This is a genomic window from Nitrosospira multiformis (genome assembly GCF_900110185.1).
GTDB classification, from domain to species: Bacteria; Pseudomonadota; Gammaproteobacteria; order Burkholderiales; family Nitrosomonadaceae; genus Nitrosospira; species Nitrosospira multiformis_A.
On sequence record NZ_FOCT01000039.1, the window covers coordinates 1 to 2,137 of the forward strand.

The 2,137-nt window shown below is 48.6% G+C and carries 3 protein-coding genes; 1 reads left to right on the forward strand and 2 read right to left on the reverse strand.

Annotated elements, in window-relative coordinates:
- A partial coding sequence (locus BMY01_RS17965) for a hypothetical protein (RefSeq protein WP_074749261.1) occupies positions 1 to 238 on the forward strand: 238 nt, incomplete at its 5' end.
- Positions 239 to 845: 607 nt separating this feature from the next.
- Here BMY01_RS17965 and BMY01_RS16860 read toward each other — a convergent pair.
- On the reverse strand, positions 846 to 1,394 hold the full coding sequence (locus tag BMY01_RS16860; RefSeq protein ID WP_074749263.1) for a hypothetical protein: 549 nt from the start codon (positions 1,392 to 1,394) through the stop codon (positions 846 to 848).
- Positions 1,376 to 1,663, reverse strand: coding sequence for a DUF6948 domain-containing protein (locus BMY01_RS16865; protein WP_074749264.1), 288 nt, complete (start codon positions 1,661 to 1,663; stop codon positions 1,376 to 1,378). The genes BMY01_RS16860 and BMY01_RS16865 overlap by 19 nt, the downstream gene beginning before the upstream one ends.
- Between the last annotated feature and the right edge of the window lie 474 nt (positions 1,664 to 2,137).

Sequence of the window (2,137 nt, forward strand, 5' to 3'; positions counted from 1 at the left end):
GCAGGTTCGTGACGAACTTGTGGGGAAGTTTGGCGGGCTAACCGCTTACACCCGCACACCTGCCAGCGGATTGTGGCAGGAGAAGGATGGCGCCACAGTTCACGATGACATCATCGTGTATGAAGTGATGGTAAAGGATCTGGACGAGGACTGGTGGAGCAGTTACCGCAAGAAGCTGGAACAGCGGTTTGGCCAGGATAAGCTTGTGATACGAGCGCAGAAAATTCGTCTCCTTTAATGCTGCGTTCCGATAGCAGCTCTTCGAACCACTTACACTTTCTCTGCTGGATGCGTTATTCCCAGCTCATGCTGATGCTCTGCAGTTCTTCTGCTCCCGAGTTATAATCCCGCACCGCTTGCGTACTGGCCGCAACCCCAAAACGTGAGGGAATGTGACGAGCAAGGCTGCAAAAGTGCCAGCGTTCAAAGCCGGCTCGACTCTCAAGACAGCAGTAAACCACGCCTGCGGACATTTTCGTACCCTGCGAAAATATCCCGATCAACTAATGTATAGCTATGTTGAAGAGCGTTTGACACAACACTAAATGCTGTCTCAAACGGCGCGGACGTCAATGTTCCAATGTCGAAATCGCGTGAAATAATAGACTCATTAGGTATGCCTGCTACTACGCTGCCTGGAAGCTCAACAAATCGAACCCAGACCCAATACTTTTTTAGCTTGCATGCTTGTCTCCCTTTGTTGATTGTTAAGAGTTTGAGACCAAATGCTATTAATACGCTCCTGCCGATTCCCCTGGAGGAAAAATTGTTTAAGTCAAGGCAGAAGTGCCAGGTCTCAAGGCATCGATTTCCCACCTGTTGAAGTGTCCACCTTCATTAGGCCACTACCTTCCTAATATCTTTCGCAACCAGGTGATGAGGGACGAATCTTTTTTTAATATTTTCCAATACAGGTCAGGTGGCATGGTTCTGGGGTAACCCACTCCTCTGCCATCCTCCGTACCGCTACCGCTAAGGTTTCCAAGGTCGTACCTTCGCTGGTACCTACTTTTCTTAATCCCTCTGCTGCTGACATAGCCCTCGCCGCCACATTCGCCTACTGTTCCCCTATGATCGCAGTAGCGGTTATCAAGGTGATGCCCATACCCGTAGCCGTAACCATAGCCTTCGTAATAGTCTTCTCTTGTTGTGGTCCTATCACTCTCTAAATCTGCATTGAAAGGTATGCCATGGTCGTCACCGCCACCCCCGCCGCCAAACCCGTTGCCGCGACCGTACCCTGTTTCCGGGATTTCATATTCGGCTAAATCTCGGCTGTAATTTCTGCCGTGGCCATCGCTTTCGCCTGAGCCTTCTCCTGTCCCATCGTCGAAGCCCTTGCCGCCGGCAGAGCCGCAGCCATAGGCCTTATCTTTTATTTCAACGCTTTCCATATCGGCACCGCAGCGATTGATTCTTTTGCTTTTTCTGTCACGTCCAGAATTTCGATTGCTTCCAGCAGTTGAACTCGATCAACTTCCGTTGGGAATTTGCAATCAAACGGCCTGTTAACACCATCCACTGCAAGTTGAGAAAGCGATGCTGCGCCTTCCCAATACCATAGCCGCCTCGCACTCCTAAGTACAACTTCTTGACCGCATCGACTTTCAAGATACCCGGCAAATACTCCCGCGCTAGTAGTCCTGACGATTACATATTTCATGACAATTTTCCTGAGATGATTATTTAGATCGACAGCTTGGCCGGGGTATTAAAATCCGCCCCCCCAGGGTTTTACGAATTTTGCGAAGTTGATTTTCAACGTTCCGTTCGTTCGTGTATCCACTCCAAAAACCACAGCTACCGAGGTAGAGCTATTGAAATCCACGATGAAACGGCAGACAACCACATAAATACGCAGAAGGAATACGTAGTTCTACATAGGTATTCCTTGCTCTCTCATGGTTATTTCTTGTATATGATCTGGGGTAACCTGCTTCTTGAAAATGAACGATTTCGAGAAGATATGCCGGGACGAGTCTCATCATCATTGGTGAGGTGGGGACGAAGATAATGAGACCTGCACCGAGTTCACGTGACCCTACCTCGATAAACCGTACCATTTAAAAGTAGAATTTCCGGCATGATTTTTACCTTTTTGGAAAGGAGTCATGACGTGAAGAAAAGCAAATTTACC

Coding starts and splice junctions, on each gene's coding strand:
- BMY01_RS16860 (WP_074749263.1), bottom strand. CDS start 1,394: ATGGAAAGCGTTGAAATAAAAGATAAGGCCTATGGCTGCGGCTCTGCC.
- BMY01_RS16865 (WP_074749264.1), bottom strand. CDS start 1,663: ATGAAATATGTAATCGTCAGGACTACTAGCGCGGGAGTATTTGCCGGG.